Source organism: Aquiflexum sp. (genome assembly GCF_041751335.1).
Lineage (GTDB): Bacteria > Bacteroidota > Bacteroidia > Cytophagales > Cyclobacteriaceae > Aquiflexum.
Window position 1 is genome coordinate 14,962 of sequence record NZ_JBGSXS010000067.1, and the last position, 17,995, is coordinate 32,956.

At 37.9% G+C, this 17,995-nt stretch carries 18 protein-coding genes; 13 read left to right on the plus strand and 5 right to left on the minus strand.

Annotation, left to right across the window (positions count from 1 at the left end; all coding sequences use genetic code 11):
- Positions 1-12 precede the first annotated feature (12 nt).
- Entirely contained in the window at positions 13-1,722 is a 1,710-nt protein-coding gene (locus tag ACEW8U_RS04070; protein WP_373520756.1) for an amidohydrolase family protein, read from the minus strand.
- Between the two features lie 245 nt (positions 1,723-1,967).
- On the opposite strand from ACEW8U_RS04070, the gene ACEW8U_RS04075 reads away from it, so the two are divergent.
- From ACEW8U_RS04075 to ACEW8U_RS04095, 5 genes are read left to right on the plus strand one after another with little or no spacing between them, the layout of a single operon-like run.
- On the plus strand, positions 1,968-2,330 hold the full coding sequence (locus ACEW8U_RS04075) for a response regulator transcription factor (RefSeq protein ID WP_373520757.1): 363 nt from the start codon (positions 1,968-1,970) through the stop codon (positions 2,328-2,330).
- A gap of 3 nt (positions 2,331-2,333) precedes the next feature.
- The gene (locus tag ACEW8U_RS04080; protein WP_373520758.1) at positions 2,334-3,941 is read left to right on the plus strand and encodes a hypothetical protein; all 1,608 of its coding nucleotides are present in this window, start codon (positions 2,334-2,336) and stop codon (positions 3,939-3,941) included.
- The gene (locus ACEW8U_RS04085) at positions 3,934-5,391 is read left to right on the plus strand and encodes a glycosyltransferase family 2 protein (RefSeq protein ID WP_373520759.1); all 1,458 of its coding nucleotides are present in this window, start codon (positions 3,934-3,936) and stop codon (positions 5,389-5,391) included. Before ACEW8U_RS04080 ends, ACEW8U_RS04085 begins: the two co-directional genes overlap by 8 nt.
- 12 nt (positions 5,392-5,403) lie before the next feature.
- Positions 5,404-6,648 carry a YaiO family outer membrane beta-barrel protein gene (locus tag ACEW8U_RS04090; RefSeq protein WP_373520760.1) on the plus strand — a complete coding sequence of 415 codons (1,245 nt, stop codon included), beginning with the start codon at positions 5,404-5,406 and terminating at the stop codon, positions 6,646-6,648.
- Positions 6,648-7,859 (plus strand): hypothetical protein, encoded by a 1,212-nt coding sequence (locus ACEW8U_RS04095; RefSeq protein ID WP_373520761.1) that lies wholly within the window; start codon positions 6,648-6,650, stop codon positions 7,857-7,859. The genes ACEW8U_RS04090 and ACEW8U_RS04095 overlap by 1 nt, the downstream gene beginning before the upstream one ends.
- Before the next feature lie 231 nt (positions 7,860-8,090).
- Here ACEW8U_RS04095 and ACEW8U_RS04100 read toward each other — a convergent pair whose 3' ends face one another.
- On the minus strand, positions 8,091-10,118 hold the full coding sequence (locus tag ACEW8U_RS04100) for an LTA synthase family protein (protein ID WP_373520762.1): 2,028 nt from the start codon (positions 10,116-10,118) through the stop codon (positions 8,091-8,093).
- Between the two features lie 84 nt (positions 10,119-10,202).
- Between ACEW8U_RS04100 and ACEW8U_RS04105 the strand changes: the two genes are divergently transcribed.
- From ACEW8U_RS04105 to ACEW8U_RS04125, 5 genes are all read left to right on the plus strand, one after another.
- Positions 10,203-10,748, plus strand: a complete 546-nt coding sequence (locus ACEW8U_RS04105; RefSeq protein WP_373520763.1) for a class I SAM-dependent methyltransferase — start codon at positions 10,203-10,205, stop codon at positions 10,746-10,748.
- 70 nt (positions 10,749-10,818) lie between these two features.
- The gene (locus ACEW8U_RS04110) at positions 10,819-11,094 is read left to right on the plus strand and encodes a hypothetical protein (RefSeq protein WP_373520764.1); all 276 of its coding nucleotides are present in this window, start codon (positions 10,819-10,821) and stop codon (positions 11,092-11,094) included.
- 121 nt (positions 11,095-11,215) lie between these two features.
- Positions 11,216-11,788, plus strand: coding sequence for a peptide-methionine (S)-S-oxide reductase MsrA (gene msrA / locus ACEW8U_RS04115; RefSeq protein ID WP_373520780.1), 573 nt, complete (start codon positions 11,216-11,218; stop codon positions 11,786-11,788).
- Between the two features lie 67 nt (positions 11,789-11,855).
- Entirely contained in the window at positions 11,856-12,356 is a 501-nt protein-coding gene (locus tag ACEW8U_RS04120) for a DUF4920 domain-containing protein (RefSeq protein ID WP_373520765.1), read from the plus strand.
- A 35-nt stretch (positions 12,357-12,391) separates the two neighbouring features.
- Positions 12,392-12,631, plus strand: coding sequence for a hypothetical protein (locus ACEW8U_RS04125; RefSeq protein WP_373520766.1), 240 nt, complete (start codon positions 12,392-12,394; stop codon positions 12,629-12,631).
- Positions 12,632-13,084: 453 nt separating this feature from the next.
- Here the strand turns inward: ACEW8U_RS04125 and ACEW8U_RS04130 are convergent, their stop codons facing one another.
- Both ACEW8U_RS04130 and ACEW8U_RS04135 read right to left on the minus strand, forming a co-directional pair.
- The gene (locus ACEW8U_RS04130; protein ID WP_373520767.1) at positions 13,085-13,978 is read right to left on the minus strand and encodes an HAEPLYID family protein; all 894 of its coding nucleotides are present in this window, start codon (positions 13,976-13,978) and stop codon (positions 13,085-13,087) included.
- Between the two features lie 74 nt (positions 13,979-14,052).
- Positions 14,053-14,421, minus strand: coding sequence for a hypothetical protein (locus ACEW8U_RS04135; RefSeq protein WP_373520768.1), 369 nt, complete (start codon positions 14,419-14,421; stop codon positions 14,053-14,055).
- 251 nt (positions 14,422-14,672) lie between these two features.
- Here ACEW8U_RS04135 and ACEW8U_RS04140 point away from each other — a divergent pair, with 251 nt between their 5' ends.
- Positions 14,673-15,053: a DUF983 domain-containing protein gene (locus ACEW8U_RS04140; RefSeq protein ID WP_373520769.1), complete on the plus strand. Its 381-nt coding sequence runs from the start codon at positions 14,673-14,675 to the stop codon at positions 15,051-15,053.
- Between the two features lie 29 nt (positions 15,054-15,082).
- Here the strand turns inward: ACEW8U_RS04140 and ACEW8U_RS04145 are convergent, their stop codons facing one another.
- Positions 15,083-16,486 carry an alkaline phosphatase gene (locus ACEW8U_RS04145; protein WP_373520770.1) on the minus strand — a complete coding sequence of 468 codons (1,404 nt, stop codon included), beginning with the start codon at positions 16,484-16,486 and terminating at the stop codon, positions 15,083-15,085.
- 284 nt (positions 16,487-16,770) lie between these two features.
- Here ACEW8U_RS04145 and ACEW8U_RS04150 point away from each other — a divergent pair, with 284 nt between their 5' ends.
- Together ACEW8U_RS04150 and ACEW8U_RS04155 are read left to right on the plus strand one after the other, a co-directional pair.
- On the plus strand, positions 16,771-17,337 hold the full coding sequence (locus ACEW8U_RS04150; protein ID WP_373520771.1) for a hypothetical protein: 567 nt from the start codon (positions 16,771-16,773) through the stop codon (positions 17,335-17,337).
- A gap of 21 nt (positions 17,338-17,358) precedes the next feature.
- On the plus strand, positions 17,359-17,934 hold the full coding sequence (locus tag ACEW8U_RS04155) for a hypothetical protein (RefSeq protein ID WP_373520772.1): 576 nt from the start codon (positions 17,359-17,361) through the stop codon (positions 17,932-17,934).
- Positions 17,935-17,995 lie beyond the last annotated feature (61 nt).

Below are 17,995 nucleotides of genomic sequence, written 5' to 3' on the forward strand. Positions count from 1 at the left end.
CTTAGCTCTTGATTAACGCTTACTTTGATTAGGTTTTTTTGTGGCATTGAAGGGATAGCTTCCAAAATCTGCCATAGACATGTTTCCAGAAAATTGGTCATTATCGACTTCACCTTTAACAGTCACTTCGAGGGACATACCACCTACTTCTACATCATATAGAAATGTAAGCGTTTTCCCGGAAATGCTGATGTTTTTCATTTCTGAGGTGGCAGTTCCACTTCCTGAGGGATTGGTGTATGTTATTGATCCTGAGTAGAAATCCTCTTCCTTTTTGATGGTCATTAGTCCACCTGAACTGCCGCCAGCAGTGTCTGCAGTATATTCCCATTCCCCTTCAATTTTAGCTGGTCCGTTTTCACCATTATCATTCCCGTTTCCAGCTTTTTTGGTTTTGATTTCGTAATCAAAAATAAATCCATCAGCTACTACATGTTTGATATGTGTCTCCTCAATGAACATTGGTTCTGTAAAAATGACCATATTGGCCAGTTTTCCTTTTTCTAAAGTCCCGGCAAACTTTGAAATCCCGAGGATGTTTGCTGGATTGGTGGTCAAAGCGGCCAAAGCAGCGTTTTCACTCAGGCCATTATCAACCATCAATTTCAGGCTTTTAGTGAGGTCTGAACTTTTCCCACCCATTGAAGTAAAGCCGAAAGGAATCTCTGCTTTTTCTAAAATTCCAGCTTGTTTCAAAATATTATCATATGCTTCCTGAGCTCTATTGGTCCTTGCCTTCATTTCATCCGAAAGGTCTTCAGTTTTTGCCTTGGTGATTTTATCATCGGGTAATTTCAGGCTTAATAATACATGTGCCTTGGCAGCCTTGATTTCATTGATGACCATGTCAGCCTCGGTGACGCCTACCAAGACTAGCCTAAAACCATTCTCCTTTTGAAGGGAAAGTGCTCTTCTTATTTCAAGGTCATTGGCAACTTCAAACATGATCGGGATGCTCTTGTCAATAACAGGATAGAAAGCCTGCAAAGTTTTGTTCATCTCAGGTCTATTCAGGCCGTTGTTGGAAGCAAAAAGTCTTTGATGTTGGCCTGAATATTCAGCATTTTTATAAAGGTCTCTGAATTTCGCCATGATACCCAATTGAGTACCTGGATAGGCACCTCTTCCTCCTCCAACACTTCGGAATTTGGCATTGAGCGCGGTGTTCTTTGCTAAAATATTGGTGGAAGCATTTCCTCCCAAGACCACTACTGCGGCTTTTCCTGGCAACATTCCGCCATCAGGAATGATTTGAGCAATGGTAAATCCACTTTTTCTCCAATCACTGATCTGACTGTTTTTGAAGTCGAAATTGTCAAGCACATTTCTCCAAGGGGTTATACCCGCATTTTCGTCCGGTGGATTGGAGGGGTCAAAATTGGAGGGTCTTTCTGGATCAGCAGGCTTTGAAACACCCGAACTGCTTGCCCCATCGATAAATCCTGGATAAATATATAGGGAGTCCCCATCAATCACCTGAGCATCATTTGGGATACGAACATTTGTTCCAACGGCCTCTATCAGACCATTTTTGATCAAAATCGTAGCGCCTGAAATTGTCTTGCCGGGTGCTGTGGTAATGGTTGCATTTTTGATAGCGTAGGTTCCGGTTACTCTTCTTTCCCCTGAGGGATCACTTTGGGAATAAAGTGGATTATAAGCAAGAAAAAAGAAGATAAACAATAAGCTACTGAATACTTTTAACTTAGGGTACATATTCATAGAAATAGTCTAAAATTGAATAATTTAATGACTTGTAAGCTAACAAAAGAAAATTTTTCAAAAAAAGTTATTTTTTTTAGAAGGCAATTAAGGTTAAGAACGGCAAAAAGATTTCTGCATAATGCATTTTAGTTCTTTTGTATTTTTTGATAAAATATTTAAAATATTTCGGGTCTGATTGGGCTTGTTTTTTTGCTTTTTTTACGACTATCTTTAAACCATAAAGTCACCCAAAATTCTTTAAAATGAAAAATGTTTTGATTATCGAAGACGATAAACTGATATCGAGTTTGGTACAGTTTAAGTTAAGAAAGGAAGGATACAATGTTACCATTACAGAAGATGGGATTGCTGGTATGGATGCAATCGATCTTTTGGAAACCGACCTCATTATTACTGATGTCATGATTCCTTTCAAAAACGGGATTGAAATCATCCACCATGCAAAAAGGGTAAGCCCTAAAGTCCCGATCATTGTCCTTAGTTCGTTGGGAGAAGAGGAAGCTACTGTAATGGAGGCATTCAATCTTGGTGTATCTGATTTTGTACCAAAACCATTCAATCCGAATGAACTTGCCATGCGGGTTAGAAGATTAATTAACAATTGATAGATGGTAAATGAAGCTGGACCGAGAAGCATTAAAAAACTTATATTCACCCTTGTTTTTTTAAATCTTTTCTTGCCCGGTAACCTTGTTGCACAGGACAGCAGTATCACTGTTTCTCATTTGCAATCTGTTTTGGAAAATGTAGAAGAAATTCCAGGTTTGGAGTTTATCATATATTTCAGGACACTCAATGATACTACTGATCTAACTCTTCTGAATTTAAGTCAGCACGCTGACTCTGTTAATTTTTGGTTTTCTGATACCATTCTTCTTTACAATGAAGCTAAAGAATTGAATGCTGATTTGTCCCTTTCGAATGAAGGCGTAGGGTCGATCAATTATTTATTATATAAAAGAGAAGTTAGTGAATCCGGTGTCGCTGAATATTTAGGTAATATGATCAGGAATGAACTCTTTGATCCAACGGGCATTGTCAACAATTCATTTGGTAATGAAGGTGAACTGGTGTTAATGGGGACAAATACCCCTTTCCGGCCATTTTATAAGTTAAAGATTAAGATATTAAGCGATGTCAAAATGCTATTGCTCTTGGCATGTTTGAGTATGTTTCTGATTGCATCTCTAATACTGGTGTTTGTGATGTTTATCATCAAATCAAAGAAAAGGCGAAAAGAAGTCCTGACCCTTAGGTTTAAAAACTTATGCTATGGCCCAATTTCAGATATTCTTTTTGATGATGATCCTGAGAGGCTGAATCAGTTGAAAAGGGAAGATTTGGTTGCTATGTTTCCGAAAGGACACCTTAATATTGACCTCTTCAAAGATGTGATGATTCAGGAGATTATCAGCCTAAACAAAAATATGAAAGGCAATTTCAAAGCCCGTTTGAAGCTGATCTACAGAAAGTTGGAACTTGATAAGCATTCCATCAAAAAACTTTCTTTGAAGAGATGGGACGCTATAACAGCAGGTATTGTTGAAATTAACGAAATGGATGTCATTGAAGCAGTACCAATGGTAGAGAAATTCACATCCCATGATAATTTTTATATCAGGTCCAATGCTGTTGCGACCATGTTGAACATTTCAAATGATATGTCTCTAAAGGTTTTGGCAGATCAACGCTATCCTTTGTCCAAATGGCAACAAATGAAATATTACAGGATCATCAAATACATCAATAATAAAGGAATTGTTAAATTCCATTTACTTTTTGAATCAAAAAATGAATCTGTAAGGGTTTTTGGTATCAAGCTGGTCAGATACCTGGGTTTGGTTGACAGACTTTCAGAACTCCAAAAAATGTATCTGACAGCGTCAATTAATGAGAAAATCGAGATATTGAAATGCTATGATAAATTTAACCATATAGATGGTCTGGAAGATGTCCATAGAGACCTTAGTACAACTGATAAGACACTTTTTTTGAATGTTGTTAAGGTATTGAAAAATTTAGGTTCTGAGGTTTCCCAGATTGTTTTGATGGAATGGTTCCGGAAAACGAAGGATTTTGAATGCAGATTGAAAATATTGGAAGCAGTAAATTCACTTAATCCTGATTTGGTCACCTTACGGGATTTTCCAAAAGAGGATAAAGAAGTAAATCAGATGATAGCCCATCTTAAAGATCCCATTCTCAATCATGTATAGTATTTTATTCAATATCTTGATTGAAATAATGGGTATACTTTTTTTGGTATATAGTTTTTCCATTATCACCATATATCTGGTGATCGCAGCTTTGTCTGGCTTGGAGATGAGGGACCATTTACGGAAAAATAAATTTGCCGATTATTTGGATGTCATCACCAGCCCAATCTCTCCAGGGATATCCATCATTGCCCCAGCCTACAATGAGGGTAAAAATATCGTTCAAAATGCCAAAAGTCTGCTGACACTTCACTACAGTAGATATGAAGTGATTCTTGTAAATGATGGTTCTAAAGATGATACATTAGAAAGAATGATCGAAAGTTTTGAATTGGTAAGAACGGAATATGCTTATAATTATCAAATTGATTGCAAAAAGGTTAGAGGCGTATACAAATCCACCAACAGATCATTTTCAAAACTTACTTTTGTCGATAAAGAAAATGGCGGAAAAGCTGATGCACTCAATGCAGGGATCAATGTTGCCCAAAATGAAATTCTGTCCTGTATTGATGTAGATTGTATACTTTCCAGTGATTCTTTGACCAAAATGGTCCGTCCTTTTATGGAGGAGACCAACAGGAAAGTCATTGCCGTCGGAGGAGTCATTGGTGTGGCTAACAACTGTGATGTGAAAGACGGGACAGTAACAAAATACAGGGTGCCTGACACCTTACTGGGAAGGTTTCAGGTAATCGAATATTTCAGGGCATTTCTAATGGGCAGGATGGCATGGACAAGGATCAATGGTCTCATGTTGATATCAGGTGCTTTTGGTTTTTTCAATAGGGAATTGGTGTTGAAGGTCGGTGGGTATTTCCCAAAAACAGTAGGGGAAGATATGGAATTGGTGGTCAGGATGAGGAGATATATGTATGAAGTAGGTATTGCCCATAAAGTCGGCTTTGTTCCTGACCCATTGTGCTGGACGGAGGTGCCTGAAACCAAGGGGGTGCTATCCAGACAAAGAAACCGGTGGATGCGGGGAACCATAGAGACCTTGCAGCTTCATCAAAAAGTAAGCTTGAATCCCAAATATGGTGTCTTGGGTATGGTATCTTATCCCTTTTGGTCCATTTTTGAAAAGTCAGCACCGATAATTGAGTTTATTGGGATTATCTATACCATGGTGATGATTTTCACTGGCGATATCAGTGCTTTGTATTTCTTAGCGCTTTTTATACTTATATATTGTTTTTCTATTTTGATTTCCTCCTTTAGTATTTTGTATGAAGAGGTTGCTTACAATAATTATAAAGATAAAACGGATTTGAAAAAACTTATCAAAACCATTATTCTGGAGCCATTTCTGATTCATCCACAATTGGTGTGGTGGGGACTGAAAGGGCATTGGCACTTCATCAAAGGAAAAGGAGGCTGGGGCGAAATGATCCGGACAGGTTTTAAAAAGGCCACTGATAAACAAAAAGTAAGTGCTGTGACACCCTAAAGAAATACATAGATGAATCGATATATAATTTTATATTCTTTATTGTTGGTGTCTATGCTGATGTTTTCGCTATCACAAGCAAAAGCCCAGGAAACCTTTGACCCAGATGAATTATATTTTGAAGCAAGGACTTTGATATTGGACGGTAAAAGAGAGGAGGGAAGAGAAATCCTTAGAAAAGTGCTTTCCAAATACCCGACTTATGCTGATGTTTTGGTTTTGATGGGAAGGTCTTATAGTTGGGATGGGCAGTATGATTCAGCAGGAATCTATTATGAAAGCGCCCTTGTTGCGAGCCCTGAATATGAGGATGTATATATTGCCTACATAGATAATTTATTTTGGAGTAGCAATTATGAAAGGGCTTCAGAGGTACTTAAGATCGGTATCGAAAAAATCGGACCATCATCAATGGCTTTAAAATACAGAAAATCAAGATGGTATTATTACCGGGAGTCCTATAAAGAAGCACTTAATCTTGCCAATGAAGTTTTTGCAAAAGCTCCAAAAACTGAGGGGATTTTGGGATATTTACAGACCTTAAGAAGGCTCACTCGGGTCAACGCTGTTGGAGCTACATACGACTATGATTCCTTTGCGGGGGCTATTAGTCCATGGAATACTTATTCTGTTTATGGCAGGACAAGGACTGATATTACAGGTTCCTTGATTGCAAGAGTTACCCATTCCCAGAGGTTTGATGATAGCGGAACACAGTTTGAGTTGGATGCTTATCCTTCTTTGGGAAAAAATTCCTACGGCTACCTGAATGTCGGCTTTTCAGAAGCTTTCTTTTTTCCCAAGTTCAGATTTGGTACAAGTGTATTTTGGAATTTGCCAAAAGCCTATGAAATAGAAGCGGGGTATAGGTACCTTCAATTTTCGGAAGCGACGACACATATCATCACTTCCTCTTTTGGAAAATACATCAGCAATTGGTGGCTCAACCTGAGGCTGAACTTTATTCCCGGATCTGAAGGTTCATCAACCAGTGGTAATTTACAGGTGAGATACTACTTCAGCGGACCCGAGGATTTTTTCAGTTTACAGGCCTCTACGGGAGTTTCACCGGATGAGGAGAACAGAGACTTCCAATCCCAATTATTGAACTCTTACAGGGTGCGGGCAGGTTACCAACACTTATGGACTCCAAGATGGATGGGATTTGGTTTTGTGGGGTATTCCAGAGATGAAATTTCCAAAACCAATTTCAGAAACAACCTCAATATTTCAGTTGGTACTGAATTTAGATTCTGATGAAAAAATTCTGGGCAAAATATTTTCCTGCAGAATTGAGGCTTTTGTCCTTTTGGTTTTTTCTGGCCCTATTGTTTTTTGTAGCAACGCCCATGTTGAGTTTGGGGATTTGGTATATCACTCCATCTAGTCCATTTGGAGTAATAGTAATCAATAAAACCGTTCCCAATCAGGAATATCAGGAGCACCAATCCATTCATTGGCTGCTCAATCACTTTAAGTATACCAAACAAGATGGTGGGTTTTATGAGAAGTCAAAAGACTATTTTGGCTTCTTTCCTGGTGGAAGCCTCGAGGAATCAAGCATAAGCGATTTTTCTTCAATATCAACCGAGGTTATGGACAAACTGTTGGAGGAAAACTCATTAATATATTTTGCAGATACTTATGGTGTTTATGAAAACGACTTCAATGGACCTGTAATGGAAGGACCTTCCAAGAGGTTGTATGGAGGTATGGATCAATCTGATATCACACTTTTAAAGACAGCCTTTGAACAAGAAGTCGACATCGTTGCCGAATTCAATACCATCGCAAGTCCGACTGGTAAGGCAGTAAGGTTGGAATTTGAAAACCTTGCTGAAATCAAATGGACAGGGTGGATTACTAGGTATTTCGATGAGCTGGATACTTTATTGAATAATGATCTTCCAAGGTGGCTGATCAATGGATATGTCACCCAACATGATGGAATTTGGGGACTGACCGGTCCAGGAATGGTTTTTGTCCATGAAAATGGCTCATTGGAGATATTGCTTTTTGGTGAGGATTTTATGAGTAATGTTCCAAGTATTGTTTCAACTGCAAAAAACCAAAAAAAGTACGGGATACCTGAAATAGTAAAATACCCATATTGGATTGACGTGAATTTGGTGAGTAGGGATTATGAAGTGATTTCTTATTATGACTTACTTCCAACGGAGGAAGGCATGGATAAACTTAGGGGAATGGGTGTTCCTAGGTATTTTCCTGCAGCAGTCGTAAAAGAAAATGGAAAAGGTAAGTTTTACTATTTTTGCGGAGATTTTGCAGACAATCCCGTGAGTGGAAGTTCTTATAAGTTTTTTGGGATTTCCAAGTTATGGAGAATGTTTTTGCAGGCAGAGGATTATTCCCAGAGAGACAGTTTTTTCTGGAATTATTATTATCCCTTGATGAAAAATATCATTAAGGATTCCGATGCCCGGCGAAGCAACAATGACAAAAATTAAGGACACGTCACGCTGGACCCGGATAGCGGTCGGGAGAAGAGTCTCATGAGGAACAGGAAATGATAAACATGAACATAAATAGAACTTTTTGAGATTCCTCTTACCTCGGAATGACAGGTAATATGATGTCATAACCAATTCAGAGCGTTTAAAAATGTAGGGCACTAGCAATGAATAAAGTGGCACGATCTTCTGTCTCCCGTCTTCCGTCTTCTGTCTTATCACCAAAACTTACCTCACAGGCAAATAAACCCTCAAGGAATCAGGGATGATTCTGTTGTTCTCAGTAGCATAGCGGTTTGAGTTTCTATAATTTTCAAATTCCCGAGACAACTTTTCTTTCAACTTGATATCTGTGATTGGCTCCATATCCATGTTGTCATAAAGCCTATATAGTTGGTTGTCAGACAACACATATTCATTGCTAAGATAGTCAATCAATTGGTTTTTATTTCTCATCAAAGGATTGGTGATGTTGGACTGAAATACAGAGGAGGTATCCATTACATAACCTTTCCAGGCAGTCAATGATGGTAAATCCAGTTCATAGTGGGTTTTTAGAAAGCCCAAGAGGGTAGGGGTGATTTCAAAATGGGTGGTGATCCCATGCATTCTTTTTGGCCGCTGTATCTTTTCAGAAAAGATCATTATGGGTACATGAAACCTGTCCATGGTAGTTGCCAATGGGATTTCCGGTAGTCTGTGATCTCCTGTTATAATAAATATGGTGTTTTCATATTTGGGCATTTTTTTATATTCCTCAAAAAACTCCTTGATGGCCTCATCCACATAGAGGATGCTGGCATACATGCTTTTGTAATTCCTGTAGCTGTTTTCCTGCACAGGATTGGCTCGCAGGGTGTTGGAGATATAGTTTTCAAATAAGTCAAAATACTTTTGTTCATCTGGAATTAGAAATGGATCATGAGAAGTTTGGGTCTGAAAAACTGACAGCTGGGGTTTGTTGATCTCCCTCGGGATCTTTCTCATTCCATTTTCAAACATGGCCTTGTCGGGATAACCCCAAGAGAATCCTGATTTCGAAGGAGTCTCTTCAAAATCTGCATCAAAGGATGACAGATCCAATATCCTATCCACTTTTTGATATTCCAAAAACGAGGACACATTGTCGAACTTTTTATCTGCTCCGATATGATAATTGGTATAATAGCCGTTATGCTTCAATAAAGAAAACAAAGTCAGGTGAAGGGGAAAATCAGGTGCCTGCTCCATAAATCCCTTTTGGGCAAAAGGAAGTGCACCAAAGATGCCAGTAAGTACACCAAAGGTTCTTCCTGTTGTGGACAGCCCGTTTTTCCAATAGAGAGAATGATTGCTCAGCGAATCTAAAAATGGGGTAAAACTTCCTAAATATGCTGCTTCACCGGAATAGGCTTTTCCTAATCCCTCCACGATGATAAAGACCAGGTCGGGGATAGTGTCAAATTCAGCGAAATAGGGGCTTAATACATCGGGATAATTGTTTTGATGTAGGAAAGGATAATTTGGCTCCACAAAAACTTTTTCTACCAATAAATTTGCTTTAGTTGGTGGAGATAAATAAAAGTCAAAAAACAAATAATCTCTGTTTGTAAAGTAATTGTAGGACTGATTGTAAAAATATTGGGATTTGTTGATTTTCAGGTTTTTCTCGATTTCACTAATTTGCTGTTTATTGTCCAAAGGCAAAAAATAAAAAGCCAAAATATATCCATAACAAATTGTCGTGAAAGTTGCAGCAGAGTTGAAATTCAAGGGAAGCCATTTGCCTATACTGATTACTCCATAAATTAGCCCAAATGCAAATACAGCTGCTCCAAGGTTTAATAAGTTGAATTCCCCTGATGCTTTAACCGTGGCAATTACATCGCTCACAGAATATGCATAGAGATCCTCACCCAAAGGCAAAAGCATTTTTGTAAAATAGAATATTAACCCTGCCTGAAGTAAGATTAAAAGCGTAGCAAAGGATTTAATCAGTATTTTACTAAATTTTGGGAATACTAGCCCCAGAAGAATGTAGATAATCAATAAAAAACCCAAAACATAAAAAACCCACAGTAGGTCGAATACAAATCCTGCCATGAGGATGGATTTGTATTCGAATCCTAAATTGTGAATTCCAAAAACTACTTTTGTTTCAATAAACCTGAATACAAGAAAAATCATCAAAAATGGCATTCCTATTTTCCAGAAATTGATAAAAGAAGCTTTGAGATCGGCTATTAAATCTGAGCTAATTTGTGCTTGGGTAGACATTGGGTGAAAACTTATAAATAACTCAAGGAACAATACAAACGATTTTTTTCTAAAATTCCTATCTTGCGAGATTATAAGAAACATATGAAAAATAAAAGTGTCTTACTGAAAGAACTGTACAAGAATATTTCCACTACCGGAGCGATCACTTTCAGCTCCACTTCTCTGGTCAACAAAATGCTTTCTTATGCTGAGTTTAAAGGAGCAAAGTTGATAGTGGAGCTTGGAGGTGGCGATGGAAGCATCACAAAAGGAATTGTGGAAAGAATGGAGAAAGACACTGTTTTGTTGGTGTTTGAAATCAGCAAAGCTTTCTGCGATAATCTCGAAAAAGAATTCCCTCAGGAAAATGTTAAAATAATCTGTGATTCAGCAGAACATATAGATAAATACCTCAATGGTGAAAAAGCAGACATGATACTTTCATCTTTGCCACTTAGTCTAATCAACAAGGAATCCCGTGTTGAAATCTATAAAAAGAGCAAAGCAGCCATAAATGGACATGGAAAGTTTATCCAAATTTGTTATTCCTATCTGTTGAAGTATCAGTTTGCGAATTATTTTTCTGATATCAAAAGCCATTTAACCATCAAGAATTTTCCGCCCACGTTTATTTTAGTGTGCCATTGACCAGTTTATTCATGCCTAGACTAGAGGTTTAAATTCTTACCATGACTCAAAGTCATGGCATGAATTAATCATGTTGCAAAAACGCCAATATATAGAACCCAATATCCTCGAAATAGCCATCATGGAAATGTGTCGGCTGAGAAAGGAAGATAGTTTTTTCCTAGTTGATGTCGTAAAATGGATTTATCCCCAACATTGGCATTATTTTTTAAAAGATGCGGAGAGAGCAATGATGGAATTGTACAGATCGGGAAAAATCATCGTTTTGGAAAATGATTACGCTATTGTTTCCGATCTAGAGTCAATAAGTTTATATAGGATTAAAGCAATTGTGAAAACTTCTTGAGTCCTCGAGATGTTATGCAATAAATCAAGTTGATATGAAATCATTACAATTTATGATGGGGCTGCTCTTCCTTGCCACTTTGGCATGTGCACAGCAAGCGCCATCCCAAAGACAAAAAGACATGAAGGATTTACCAAAAACTTCCGTACAAGTTCCCGAAGGATTCGACGTTGCCACATTGGGAGGTGGTTGTTTCTGGTGTACAGAAGCGATTTATCAGGATTTAAAAGGCGTGGAGAGGGTCGAGTCCGGCTACAGCGGAGGCCATGTAGACAAACCGACTTACAAGCAGGTGACTTCAGCAACCACAGGACATGCAGAGGTTATCCAGGTGCTGTTTGATCCCACTGTTATCACTTACGGTGAAATATTGGAAATTTTCTGGTCTACACACGATCCGACTACACTTAACAGACAAGGGAATGATGTAGGACCTCAGTACCGGTCAGCTGTATTTTTCCATTCGGAAGATCAAAAAAATGAGGCAGAATTTTATGTAAAGAGACTAGCTGAGTCAGGAGCTTTTAATAGGCCGATTGTAACTGAAATTACGCCTTTCAGCAACTTCTATGTTGCGGAAAATTACCATCAGAATTATTTCAATGACAATGGTATGCAACCTTACTGTCAGTTTGTGATCAGACCAAAAGTCGATAAATTCAAAAAGGCATTTGCTGAAAAACTTAAAGATTAAGTTTTTGTTTGCAGTTGGATTACAGCCTTCCGATATTTAGTTTTGATAAATTAAAAACCAAAGCATTATGAAAAAGAACATTTTCTATTCCTTTGTTGCCATTATCCTATTATGGTCTTGTCAGCCCCAACCTGTTGAAAAAACAAATGAAGAAGTTGATGTAGACACACCTACAGGTTACTTTGGTGAAGAGATCAACGATTCGGGTGTAGTTTCCTTAACCCAATTGGTGAGCGAACTTCAAGCCAATGATGAATTTGCGGGAAAAGTAGCAGGGGAGATCAAGGAGGTATGTGCCATGAAAGGATGTTGGATGACAATAGACCTTCCAAATGGTCAGACCATGAGGGTAACATTCAAGGATTATGGTTTTTTTGTCCCCAAAAATTCTCAAGGATATCCGGTTATCATTGAAGGAGTGGCAAGTAAGAAAGTAACTGATGTGGCCACTTTAAGACATTATGCAGAAGATGCAGGCAAGTCCAAGGAAGAGATTGAATCAATTACTGAACCGAAGCAGGAATATGCTTTTGAGGCGGTTGGAGTAATCATCCGTGATGATGCCTAGAACTGTTGGTTTACCTAAGTTAATTTTAGAATAATATGGCAATTGCTTTGGATAATCTCAGGGTAGGAAGAATATATGAATTCACCAATATGGGTGAGAAGCGCAAGCTTGAAATTCTAGCCAGGTTATCAGGAGAAAATTTTAAAGTAAAGGACCTTGAAACTACTGAGGTTTATACCATAGAGGAATTGTTGCGTTGGGGAAAAGGGAAAGATTATGATTTGGACGAGGTGATAGGAGAAGATTTCCGGGGACTTGTTCCGAAAAGATTTTAAAAAAAGCCCTAGGAGAAATCCCACGGCTTTTTATTTGAACCACAAAAGAAACAAAAGGGAACAAAAGACTATGTCGCCAAAGCGGATATCAGGAACTTTTGTATTCTTTTGTCACTTTTGTGTCCATTATTTTTTTTTTTAAACAATAAAGCCAGTCAATCCGGTGCACAATAACGTAATTGGAGCAGTCGTCATGCTGATCCTTCAGCCGTAATCTTGATCCCACTGCCTTTCCACAGTAGATTCCCCGAAATTCTACGTGGCAGGCTTTCACTTCGCTGAAAGGTTTTTGTGAATTAAAAGATACCCAAAGCTCGTTCAGAATGACGCTGACTTCTTCCTCTTATTCTCCTCGCTTTATCTCCATTTCCCCCAATCTAAAATCTACAACTTTTATTCTTCATCCTGTCATCCTTTATCCTTCATCCTTCCTCCTTCCTTCTTTCTACCCTCCTAATGAAAGGTCTTAAACCCAGGTTCATAGATGATCCTGATAAATGAACTGAGGCCCTCCCGAGCTCTATTGATCGGAATACCGGTAACGATACCCACCATTAGGTTTTCGGCAAGGCCAACTCTCATCTGTGGTCTCATTATGGCTTCCAATTTCCCATTGTGTATCTCCTTGTTGACTTCAATTCCAATGAAATTTCTGGTTCCTGCAATCATATAGTGAAGATTGGTGTGGATTTCATAACTGAATTCGCTTCTTTGATTAAATCCCTTTTCAATTCGCGGACCTGTATAAATAAGGCTATGGTAATTACGCCCCCACCTTTTAGCAGCAATAAAAAAGGGATTGAAGACATTTCCTTTGAAAAGATCACCACGGCCAATTCTGTTAAGATCCACAAACTCAAACTCATGGATATACCCAAGTGCCAAACTGGTTTTGACTTTTTCTGATACCAGAAAAGACCATTGGGTGGCTAGCTTCAGGGATTCGATCCTATTGGCAGGTTGGGTAAGGTCAGATGGAAGATCTTCTCTTTTGCTAAAGAGTGTCACAGGAACTTCAACTTCGAATCCCAATCGGTCTATTGGTGCCCATTCATATTCCACCAGCAACTCATATTCATCAAAATCCCGTTTGTCTGTCATTCCCATTCCTACGTTCCACTCTTTTTCTCCTTTCCGTGCTCCAAGGTCCCGAATAAGATCGATGTATAGTGGTTCAGCGTGGAGGACCTTTGGTTTTTGATTTTGTTTTGATTCTTCAAACTCAGCTAAAAAAATACTGTCCAAAACTATTCTTTCTAATTTGATGCTATCAATTTGATCATTTTGTGCGGCAATCTGCCCGCGGCTCAATAATATGATTGCCAGCAATATATATATCCTTTTCATTTTTATGATTTGAAGGTTTTTTGTTGTTAATAAAAGCTATATATCCCAGCTACTGAATAGGGGATAGTGAAAAATCAAGCAATTAATTTGGGTGGAGGGGAGGATTGCTCTAAATCAATTTCTTTAAAAACACCTTCGTAATAAAAAGATTTTGTGATGCTATTTTTATTTGATTTTTGAATTTGATAAGTGAAGTTCTTTTCCAGTATAATTTTGACATCTATCAACTTTCTTTTTTCATGAGGAACTTCAGTATCAGGAATCGTTTCATCATCCATTTCTAGGACGTATTCCAATACAAATTCAGTAAGGGAATCGATGGGGTCATAATTTTCCAAAACGGTAGAATCCATGGCAGACGCATGGTAAAAATTTGCTGAAAGATTGATGAAATTGATCAAGAGCAGGTAATTGATCCATTTCAAAAGGTGATATCGCTTCATTGCCAACAACATCTTGCAAATATAGCCAAATATTAAGAAAATTGATTTTGAAGGATTGGATATAGAATAAGGTATTCATTTTTTGAAATTTATAAATATTAAAATAGTTGAGTGATATTTAGTGTTTTTTTTATTTACGCTAAACTAATTCAAACTGGGGATTATTGTTTCACATTACCAATCCCATAAGTGACCAAAATCACTTTTGTTCGTCCTATATTGGTTATATTTGCCCCAATTAAGTACGATTTATGAAAATAAGGTCTTTAGGAGCAGCAATGCTTCAGGGTAAGTGTCCAAAATGCAGGGAAGGGAATATTTTCCCTAATTCAATATTTAGTTATAGGAAATTAACAGTGGTCAATGAGCGATGCCCCAATTGTGATGCAGTATTGATTCCCGAGCCTGATTTTTTCTATGGAGCGATGTACATCAGTTATGCATTTTCAGTAGCATTGGTTATCACTGTGATGATTATTCTCACTTGGCTTTTTGATGATCCTGAAGTAATGACCTATATCTTAACCGTGCTTGTTGCGAATGTTATTCTCCTTCCACTCATGCTGAGGTATTCAAAGATTCTTTATTTGTATGGGTTAGGAAAATTGAAGTATACACCGATTAAAGAATAATAAGGTTTATACTACTTATCTTATCTTTATTAAACCCACATGTCCTTCTGAACGCCAATTGCTTTTAGCATAAAATTGTGCAGTTCATAATTCTTTACAAATCCTGGTAAACTTTCAGATCCCGGGCCGTACATGGCCAATTCTACATAGTCTCCCGAATGGTTGTTGCCTGCCCATTGAATGGAGTTGTGAGGGGATTGCATGGAGGCCAATGACATAAATGGTAGGTTGTTTGGGTTGTACAGTCCATCTGCATCTCTGACATAATTTTTCAATAGAATTTGGGCATCCTCTGTTCTAAAGTTGATTTGCTGATGCTCCATAAATATGTCAATGACTTGTTGTGTACTGAAATCAGGATTGATCTGGTTCAATACCCATTCATTGGAAGCGTTAGTAGTATAAACCTTTTCGAAATTTTTTTCGGTTAGGCCACTGGGAAAAAGTCCCGGGTTACTATTCCCATGATCTGTAGTAATTATTACCAATGTTTCTCTATCCTTTTGTGCAAAATCCATTGCAACTGACAAGGCATCATCAAAGTCAACTTGATCATAAAGCAAAGCGGGCCCATCATTTCCATGAGCCGCCCAATCTACTTTTCCTCCCTCTACCTGCATCACAAATCCATTTTTATTTTTACTCAATACATCAATAGCCTTTTTGGTCATGTCAGCCAGGCTGGGAACAGATGAATTCAAAGTTTCATTGTTGACTCGGTCGACAGCATAAGGAAGTCCATCATCTGCAAATACACCAAGAATAGGTTTGTTTCCCTTCAAACTCATCATTTCAGATTTATTTCTGACAACATCAAAACCTGTTTGACGGTATGCTGTAAACAAATCTTTCTGATCTGACCTCTTTTCGGAGCTAAAGAAATTGCCCCCGCCTCCCATCATTACATCAAACTTTAATTTCAGATAATCCTCAGCAATATCAGCCATTGCATTTCTGCTATTGTTATTGACACAAAAAGATGCTGGAGTAGCGTGGGTAATCTGAACAGTGGTTACACAGCCTACAGCCTTACCCAATGATTTAAACTTTTGAAGAATTGGGACAGGTTTTTCACCATTTGGTCCAATATTTAGCGCTCCGTTTTTGACCCTCATGCCACCTCCCCAAGCAGAACCAGCCGCAGCAGAATCGGTCACAAAAGAACTTGCTGAAGCAGTATCCATCAAAGATCTTCTGACAGTGCTGCTTTCATACAAGTTGATCCATTTTGATGGTCTACCTTCTTTATGTCTTAACAGGATGTCTGCCATATTCAATGTACCTGTACTCATGCCGTCGCTTACAAGGAATATGATGTTTTTTGCCTGACCTTTTTTCTGTTCGATGCTGTTGGCCATTACAGGATAAGAGCCAATAGCTCCTAAACCTAAAGTTGTCAGAAATCCATTTTTGAAGAAATCCCGTCTTTTCATAAATCTTATATTTTTTGGGTTTATACCAGTTTTAGTTTTTAAAATGTAAATGTAGTTTTTCGAAAATAGCCGCAGTTAAAGTAAGGATTAGCATTTTGTTATTAAATCATAAAGTCATCCAATGGTTAAATACTTGTTTTAAGTTTTTTATCCACTATCAAAACATTTCATTCTTTTTGTTCGTCAAGTTGGAAATGGAAATTTCAAGAATATGTAAAATTATAGTTGAAAAAATAAATATAGTTTTAGTTTTGCAGTTTGTTAATTATAATTTTATATAAAATATGCGTTGGATTAAATTATTGCCAATATTAATTGTCTTAGTTTTACTTTTTACAAATGAAGTTTTCGCACAATATTCACCGCCCACACAATCGGTCTTTGTTGAATTAGGAGGGCCTGGAATAGTTTATTCTTTTAATTATGATTTCAGGTTTGATAAAGACAGGTTGGATTCTTGGGGAATGAGGGTAGGTGCTGGTGGATACGCAAGAACTGATTCTTGGTCAGGGGGAAGGGACGGGAATGCCCTTTTGACTGTTCCGGTTCAGGTAAATAAGTTGTTTGGAAGATCTGTCCACTTTTTTGAAGTTGGAGGAGGGGCGACTTTTATTTATTATAGAAATCAATATTCAGGATGGGGCAGTTCAGGATCTCAGGTCAGAAAAGATTTTGATTTTATTCTAAATTCCGGCGATACTCCGGCTTTAATGGGAACATTAAATTTCGGCTATAGAAAAATCCCAGTTGATGGAGGATTTACTTTTAGGGCAAACTTGATTCCTGTTTTCAACAGAAATGGATTTTGGCCTTTATGGGCAGGTGTTGGATTTGGATATGCATTTCATTAATACATATAAATAATTAAGATTATGAAAAATTTCCTTTTGATCTTATTGATAGCAGTTCTCCCTTTCATGGCATTTGCCCAAGAAAAACCTGTTACACAGTCAATTTACCTTGAATTAGGAGGTGCTGGATTACCTTATTCATTTAATTATGACTTCAGGTTTGACAAAGATAAAATTGATTCGTGGGGAATGCGCGTAGGAGCGGGGGGATATGCTTTTTCAGGTGGCGATTCGTTTTTTTCAGCACCAATTCAGGTTAACAGGCTATTTGGTAAAAATGGTCATTTTTTTGAAGTCGGAGGTGGTGCCACATTTATGGCATTTAAAAGTGCGACCTTTTCCTATTGTCAGAATGGCAGCTATGATCCTGTTACGGGAATTTGGGTCTGTTCCGAAACTTATACTTCCCGTGATGATTTCACCGAATTTATATTAGAAATTGATGGCTCACCCAATGTTATGGGAACCTTAAATTTTGGTTATAGGAGAGTACCAGAAGATGGTGGGTTTATGTGGAAAGTCAATTTAAATCCTATTTTCAACAATAGAGGTTTTTGGCCACTTTGGGTAGGTGTTGGATTTGGATATGCTTTTTAAGTCGGGAAGTTGACAGTTTGAAGTCCGAAGACATAGTAAGTAATTCTCAGTGAGCAGATTT

What these genes read in the sequence shown, in the direction of transcription:
- ACEW8U_RS04070 (WP_373520756.1), bottom strand. Translation starts at nt 1,722, where the DNA reads ATGAATATGTACCCTAAGTTAAAAGTATTCAGTAGCTTATTGTTTATC.
- ACEW8U_RS04075 (WP_373520757.1), top strand. Translation starts at nt 1,968, where the DNA reads ATGAAAAATGTTTTGATTATCGAAGACGATAAACTGATATCGAGTTTG.
- ACEW8U_RS04080 (WP_373520758.1), top strand. Translation starts at nt 2,334, where the DNA reads ATGGTAAATGAAGCTGGACCGAGAAGCATTAAAAAACTTATATTCACC.
- ACEW8U_RS04085 (WP_373520759.1), top strand. Translation starts at nt 3,934, where the DNA reads ATGTATAGTATTTTATTCAATATCTTGATTGAAATAATGGGTATACTT.
- ACEW8U_RS04090 (WP_373520760.1), top strand. Translation starts at nt 5,404, where the DNA reads ATGAATCGATATATAATTTTATATTCTTTATTGTTGGTGTCTATGCTG.
- ACEW8U_RS04095 (WP_373520761.1), top strand. Translation starts at nt 6,648, where the DNA reads ATGAAAAAATTCTGGGCAAAATATTTTCCTGCAGAATTGAGGCTTTTG.
- ACEW8U_RS04100 (WP_373520762.1), bottom strand. Translation starts at nt 10,118, where the DNA reads ATGTCTACCCAAGCACAAATTAGCTCAGATTTAATAGCCGATCTCAAA.
- ACEW8U_RS04105 (WP_373520763.1), top strand. Translation starts at nt 10,203, where the DNA reads ATGAAAAATAAAAGTGTCTTACTGAAAGAACTGTACAAGAATATTTCC.
- ACEW8U_RS04110 (WP_373520764.1), top strand. Translation starts at nt 10,819, where the DNA reads ATGTTGCAAAAACGCCAATATATAGAACCCAATATCCTCGAAATAGCC.
- msrA (WP_373520780.1), top strand. Translation starts at nt 11,216, where the DNA reads ATGAAGGATTTACCAAAAACTTCCGTACAAGTTCCCGAAGGATTCGAC.
- ACEW8U_RS04120 (WP_373520765.1), top strand. Translation starts at nt 11,856, where the DNA reads ATGAAAAAGAACATTTTCTATTCCTTTGTTGCCATTATCCTATTATGG.
- ACEW8U_RS04125 (WP_373520766.1), top strand. Translation starts at nt 12,392, where the DNA reads ATGGCAATTGCTTTGGATAATCTCAGGGTAGGAAGAATATATGAATTC.
- ACEW8U_RS04130 (WP_373520767.1), bottom strand. Translation starts at nt 13,978, where the DNA reads ATGAAAAGGATATATATATTGCTGGCAATCATATTATTGAGCCGCGGG.
- ACEW8U_RS04135 (WP_373520768.1), bottom strand. Translation starts at nt 14,421, where the DNA reads ATGAAGCGATATCACCTTTTGAAATGGATCAATTACCTGCTCTTGATC.
- ACEW8U_RS04140 (WP_373520769.1), top strand. Translation starts at nt 14,673, where the DNA reads ATGAAAATAAGGTCTTTAGGAGCAGCAATGCTTCAGGGTAAGTGTCCA.
- ACEW8U_RS04145 (WP_373520770.1), bottom strand. Translation starts at nt 16,486, where the DNA reads ATGAAAAGACGGGATTTCTTCAAAAATGGATTTCTGACAACTTTAGGT.
- ACEW8U_RS04150 (WP_373520771.1), top strand. Translation starts at nt 16,771, where the DNA reads ATGCGTTGGATTAAATTATTGCCAATATTAATTGTCTTAGTTTTACTT.
- ACEW8U_RS04155 (WP_373520772.1), top strand. Translation starts at nt 17,359, where the DNA reads ATGAAAAATTTCCTTTTGATCTTATTGATAGCAGTTCTCCCTTTCATG.